Source organism: Carboxylicivirga sediminis (assembly GCF_018156225.1).
Lineage (GTDB): Bacteria > Bacteroidota > Bacteroidia > Bacteroidales > Marinilabiliaceae > Carboxylicivirga > Carboxylicivirga sediminis.
Genome location: NZ_JAGTAR010000065.1, coordinates 1 through 6,711, shown reverse-complemented (window position 1 = coordinate 6,711; position 6,711 = coordinate 1). Strand labels below are relative to the sequence as shown.

The window sequence follows — 6,711 nt, the reverse complement described above, 5'->3', positions numbered from 1 at the left end:
TGTGCATCCCAAAATAAATTCTAATTTAGCAGGCACTAATCGGAAAAACTGCCCCCCTGACCGGGGATAATGTGAGCGTAATAAGGGGCAGGAAATCATAAAGGAATAATAAATGTATCTGCATATAGGTGTTGATACATGGTGATATATAGTATGTATCGACACCTTAACTATTGATATAGCAAATATATCGGGCATTAGGGTGCGGATATAAATGAGTTATGGGCAAAAAAAAAATGGAAGATAATCAGCAATTAGAGGAAGTAAAAACTCTTGAAACAGAAGTTAAAGCGTTTATTAATGCTCAACCGTATTGGGCAAAATATCTTTGTTCTGAGATTTTAGCAGGCAATGATATTACAGACACTGCAATTGATATTGCTTATTCGTATTTGCTCGAAAGATTAAGTCTTAAACAAGAAACTGAAAAACCTGAGCTTTCTATTTCATATAACCCAAATGCATCTGATGATTATAAAGAAAATCTATCTTTTGACTCTCTTACAAACGTTGAAGGAGTTAATGCACTTACAGAAAACCAAACGATTGAATTAACAAACAATTTGACAATCATATATGGAGCAAACGGAGCGGGTAAATCTGGTTACGTTCGTCTTTTGAAAAACGTTTTTTACTCCAAAGACAAGGAAGACATTCTTCCTAACATCAACATTGACACTGGACACAAATCAAAAGCTGCAACCTTTAATTTTTCTTCAGAAGGAACTAAAATTCCATTGAAATACCCTGACAACATCGGAAATGGAATTTTTAATCAGTTTGCTGTTTTTGATGGAGACATTGGAAAAAAACACCTTAGCGTAAGAAATGATTTTAGCTTCCGTCCTGCTAGCCTAACATTGTTTAATGGGTTTAATGCTGCATTAGAGAAGTTAAACGGCAAGCTAAGCAGTGAAATTCAATCCAAAAGTATTGCAAACCCTTTTGCAGATGACGACATTTTTCAGGGAGAATCTGAAATCAAAACATGGTTAATTCAGCTTTCACACAATTCTAAACTAGAAGATTTAAAAGCTCACCTGCCTTACACGGAGGAAGAGAAAGCAAAAAAATTACAACTTGACAAAGAATATGATGATTTAAAAGTTGCATTAGCTCAAAAGGAAAAGTCACTCAAAGAGTTACAAACCATAAAAACTCAAATATTAGCTCGAAAGAAGAATTTAGAGACTTTAAACTTGTGGTTTTTACAAACACAGTTAAACACAGTTAAAGAAGCTATTACAGACTGTAAAACCAAAGAAGAAACAGCACGAAAAGAAGGTGTTGAAAAATTCAAAACTGACAAAATTGAAAATGTTGGTACTACAGAATGGAAGCAATTTATTCAGGCAGCCGAAAAATTTGCTTTAACTCAAAACGGAGAGGAATACCCTACACTTGGCGACAATTGCTTATTGTGCCAACAAGCAATCAATGATGATGCCCCCAAAAGCTTAATTAGTAGTTATTGGGCTTACATTAAAAGTGTTGCAGAGCAAGAAGCCAAAACGGCTAATGAGAAGCTTGTTAAGTTCAAAGACGGTTACGAAAAATTAGACTTCAACCAATTTCCTGAAACCGACACCTTAACTGTTTGGTTACAAGATAAACACGAAACGATTTTAACCACTTTGCAAGAAGCACTAAAAAAGCAAGAAACATTAAGTGAAACAATTGTTTCAAATATCAATGACAAAAAAGATGTTCCCCAAATTGAAATACAGATAGATTTAAGTGCTTTAGATACTATTAGCGAAACAGTTGATAAAGAAATTAAAGCGTTTGAAGAAGATGAACAAACAAAAAAACTAACTGAGTTATTAAAGCAAAAAACATATTTGGCTCACAAAGAAAAACTAGAAACTAGATACACGGACATTGAAATGCTGCATAAGAATTTGATTTGGGTAAACAAAGCGAATCAATTCAGCAAACAAAGTTTCAAGACTCAATCAACCAACACAGAAAAGCGTTTATCAAAAGAATATTTCAATACCGATTATATCAACGCATTTAATGCCGAATGCGAAAAATTGAATGGAAAGTTTGGAATCGAAATAGATGCGAGAAGTTCAGATGCACAATCCAACCGACAACTTTTTCTTAAAGGCAAAGATCCTTCTGCAATTTTAAGTGAGGGAGAACAAAAAGTAATTGCTTTGGCTGACTTTATTGCAGAAACTAACATTACCACAATTAACAAAGGAATCATTCTTGACGACCCTGTTAACTCGCTTGATGAAGAACGAAAGAGTTTAATTGCAAATAGGCTCATTTCAATTTCAGAGACTAAACAAGTAATCATTTTTACTCATGATTTAGTTTTTGTCTCCAGTCTTCTTAATTATGCTCAAGACAAATCTTTAAGTCACGAGTGCCATTGGATTGAAAATAGAAACGGTAGCCCAGGTCAAGTATGGCTAAGAAACTCACCTACGTATGAAAAAAAATATCGTAATGCGGAGCCAGTAAAGAAGTTATATTCCGAATCGAATAAAGCCGAATGCCCTCCTGAACAAAGAGAGTTCCTTGTAAAAAGTGGATTTACAGCATTACGTACCTGCTATGAGGTTTTGGTGATTAATGATTTGTTTAAAAATGTTGTTCAGCGATACAATGAACGCGTAAGCGTTGATAGTCTTTCCAGCGTCTATTTTGACGAACAATTAATAAACGAACTTCTTGAAAGTTTTGCTCAATGCTGCAGATACATGGAAGGCCATACACATAGCGATAAATATGCTTACATAAAACCAGAACCTTCAAACCTTAATGAAGAAATTCAAAGATATGAAGCGTTAAGAAGTAAAATTCGAAGATTTAAAAGGAAATAAAGCCAGCATACAATAACAACGGCTCATAAAGCATAGCTTGCAGCAGGCGCAACAGAGACACACTACCCATACACACACCGTTGTAGGGCATTCCCCACATCTCGCAAAAAATCAAAATTAAATGTTAGTTACAACTTGAAGCAACTAATAATAAAAACGTCCTAATTGAGAAATTAGCAATCTGACACGAAAAATAGAAAAATAAAACCATAAGGAATTTACATATGGAAATCACAAAATTGAAAAAAGGTAGAAGAACAATGAAATTCTCAATTATTGTTTTTATTCTTTTTATAACTGCTTGGACTATTAATATATTTCGTGAAGAATTGTTTGGGATTGTACCTGGTTATGCTCCACATAATTTTGGGTTTAATGTAATGTTTTTCGGACCCATTAACCTCTTTGTTTTTATTAGTAGTTTTATCGTGTTAATGCTAGTAATTTACAACTGGACTAACTGGGGTAAATCTAAAGAGAAGTATATTTCCTTTGGCATCAGTTCATTAATTGTTGGATTTTGGATTGTACAGATATTAAGAATTATATATTGGTAGAAAAATAAACGATGCCCAATAAGCCATCATAAAGTAGCCCTTGCCTTGGCGGCATTTGGGAGTTCAGCTCCCGCGCCAACTAAAGCGAAATAAAGAAAGTGAATATAGCACACGCAGCGGGCCACTTCAAATGCCCGAACTGTTGTGCTTTATACGAATTGCAATATCTTAAAAACAATATCTTATTTTATGAGCAAATCAAAACTAGATAGACTAAATTCCTGCAATATATGTAAGAAGCGAAAATTGAACGAAGACAATAGAGCCATTTGTTCTTTAACCGATGCTTTTGCCGAATTTAATAATGAATGCAAGGATTTTTCAGTTGATATAGCTGAGTATACGAGATTAAGGGAAAACCTTAAAAGCATTATAAAAGAAGTAAACGCAAAATATCGGGGAAAACCAGTTGATTTGGTTGGAAATGATAACCCTAAATGCTATGAAACACCAATCTTTTTTGCTGAAACGAACAAAATTCCAGACTGCATTAATATATCAAAGAATATAGTCGTTAAAGTAATTGAATATCTGTTTTTTGCAGGAATGATTCTTGGTACGATTTATTTGACAATATTTAAGGCCAATGAGAATATAATATCTAGTGCAATAATTGGCATATCTTTCTCTTTCTTATTTCTTTTACTTGCTAAAACACACTTAATTGAGAATACACAAAAAATTATCTTAGATTACAATGGTATGGAAATAATTGGTGGGGAAACTACAAAGCACTTTTGGAAAGATATTATCGATGTTAATATTTTAACCACAAGATCAGCGACTAAAGGGGGAATTAGCTATTCTAGGAGACTAATAATTGACAATATCTCAAGTGAAATATTTGAATATCCAACTCAGGATTTGTTAGGTAGAAGAAATGCTGAGAAAGTATTGTATTGGGCAAAAAAATATCATGAGATATACTGGGATAAGAAAATAAAGTACGAAGCACAACACGCCGCTCATAATACATAGCCTGCCGCAAACACAACACAAGTAACTCATCATAGCCTCGTTCGTCATAAATGAATAAATACCTGCTTCAGTCCTATGCCATTCCAGATTGAAGGTGTTCACCTCTTGACAAGAGCATAAACTTTTCATTTTTTACCCTTTAGCTGCTTATTTCCCATTAACAAATACGCAACTGACAACATTACTACTTTTAAATACTACACACATGGGTACCTTAGACCATTTAAAATGCGAGGCATGCAGTGTTAATGCGCATCGATTATCAGCTGATGAAATTGCATCCCTGATGCCGGATGTACCCCACTGGGAATTGATTGAAGATGGGACTATTCAAAAATTGAAGCGGGTATTTCGCACCGATAATTTTATTCAATCCATTGCATTGACCAATGCTATTGCAGAACAGGCGGAGAAAGAAAATCACCATCCTCAGCTGATTGTTGAATACTCATCTGTAACGGTTATATGGTGGACGCATAAAATACATGGACTTCATAAAAACGACTTTATTATGGCCTATCATACATCCACTTTATACGCCAATATGGCCGGATAATGACATGGTATTTAATGGTCATCGTAGTGTCCGGATATTTAGAGTACTACTAATCAATCCTGTTTTCGTTGTCAGTATGCATCCTGCCTCTGGCCATTGAAAAGTAGATTCCTCCTGCACAGATAAATGCAAAAGCCAGAAAGGCATAATGAATGCTTTTAATAAACAGCAGGTCTGAAACACCTTCAACCGACTCGCCTTTAAAAAAGATGGCGAATATGGCGGTGGCAATAGTCATACTTGCCATTTGTCCCAGCACCCGCATTGTTGCAGCCATACCACTGGCTAAGCCCGATTTTGTTTTGTCGACTGAACTCATGATGGTATTCATGTTGGGAGAAGAGAAAAGAGCAAAACCAATACCAATAAAAGCCAGAATACCTATAATAGTGATTGTTGATGTATCGGCCCCTATAAAAGCCAGAAGGGCTAAACCGAGAGAACAGATGGCCATTCCTGCAGATGCCAGGATGCGCGGCTCCATCCGATCAGACAGATAGCCCGCTAATGGCGAAAGAAGCGCCATGACAACAGGTTGAGCTATCAATATACTGCCTGCCTCCCGGGGGCTGTAATGTTGAATTTTCTGAAGGTATAAGCTTAGGAGGAAAACGATGGCAAAGGTGGCGCTATAGTTAATTAGCGCGGCTGCATTGGAGTAGGCAAAGAGCTTATTTATTCTGAACAGATGTGTTGGAAATACAGGAAAGGAAACTTTCGTCTGATAAAACAGAAAACCAATGATAAGCAGCACACCAAGCCCAATAAGTATTTGCCCCTGTAAGCTGGTTATTTTAGAAGAACCATACACCAAACACGACAGAGCCAACATATAAATAATCGCTCCCCACACATCCATCCTTGATTGTGGGGCTTTGTGTTTATCCTCTCCCAGAAACAGAAAAGCAACCAGCATGACTGATAGTCCTAACATACCCGAAATCCAGAAAATACCCTGCCACCCAAAATAATAGGTAACAAACCCGCCAACCAGCGGCCCTACCGAAAGACCAATATATACGGCGGCAACATTTATCCCCAATACTCTGCCCCGCTGATTCACCGGGAATTCGGATATGAGGATAGCGGGGCCGGTTGCCATCAACATAGCTGCGCCAACACCCTGCAGGAACCTGGCAACAATCAGAATGGTTGAACTATTGGTAATAGCACATAAGAAAGTGAACACCACAAAAACAACGGTACCTTGCTTAAAAATACTCTTTACGCCTTTTATATCGGCCCATTTCCCCATTGGCAAAAGAAATATAGCCGATGATAACAAAAAGGAAGTAATGACCCAGCTTAAGGTGATGGCATCAATAGCAAAATACCTTTCAATATCTGGCAGGGCAATGTTAACCGACGAGATAATGAATGGCCCGATAAATGATGTAAGCGTCACAACAAGCAGCACTGTTTTTTGTGTCCTGGCCATTTTTTCCATAAACCGGTAGTTTTTACTAACGCCATCAAGCAAATTAAATGTATCAATAATTTCACAACATTGCCATAGGCCTTAGCTTCTATGCAGGGAGATTGCATTTAACTCAACAAAGAAAATAAAATAGTTTAATCCACAGATTTTCACGGATTTTTCCATCAAATAACTTTTCCGCTAACGGACAAAAAATCTGTGCAACTATTTTTTACAAACAGAAGCTGTAACTATATCAATAACAACTAAGAGTTAAAGGAACAGAAAATCTTCACAGATAGTTTTCCAATGGAAAACAATTAATCTGGGTCAATCTGCGCAATCTGTGGTCTTAATAGTAAGTTT

5 protein-coding genes are annotated in these 6,711 nt (G+C 36.3%); 4 read left to right on the top strand and 1 reads right to left on the bottom strand.

Annotated features, from left to right (window positions below; all coding sequences use genetic code 11):
• Window positions 1-221 precede the first annotated feature (221 nt).
• The 4 genes from KDU71_RS22405 (at window position 222) to KDU71_RS22390 (ending at window position 4,928) form a co-directional block, all read left to right on the top strand.
• Window positions 222-2,837, top strand: a complete 2,616-nt coding sequence (locus KDU71_RS22405; protein ID WP_212193363.1) for an AAA family ATPase — start codon at window positions 222-224, stop codon at window positions 2,835-2,837.
• 224 nt (window positions 2,838-3,061) lie between these two features.
• Window positions 3,062-3,394, top strand: coding sequence for a hypothetical protein (locus tag KDU71_RS22400; protein ID WP_212193362.1), 333 nt, complete (start codon window positions 3,062-3,064; stop codon window positions 3,392-3,394).
• 189 nt (window positions 3,395-3,583) lie between these two features.
• Window positions 3,584-4,372 carry a hypothetical protein gene (locus KDU71_RS22395; protein ID WP_212193361.1) on the top strand — a complete coding sequence of 263 codons (789 nt, stop codon included), beginning with the start codon at window positions 3,584-3,586 and terminating at the stop codon, window positions 4,370-4,372.
• Between the two features lie 205 nt (window positions 4,373-4,577).
• The gene (locus tag KDU71_RS22390; protein ID WP_212193360.1) at window positions 4,578-4,928 is read left to right on the top strand and encodes a 4a-hydroxytetrahydrobiopterin dehydratase; all 351 of its coding nucleotides are present in this window, start codon (window positions 4,578-4,580) and stop codon (window positions 4,926-4,928) included.
• 49 nt (window positions 4,929-4,977) lie between these two features.
• Here the strand turns inward: KDU71_RS22390 and KDU71_RS22385 are convergent, their stop codons facing one another.
• Entirely contained in the window at window positions 4,978-6,375 is a 1,398-nt protein-coding gene (locus KDU71_RS22385; RefSeq protein ID WP_244828665.1) for an MFS transporter, read from the bottom strand.
• Window positions 6,376-6,711 lie beyond the last annotated feature (336 nt).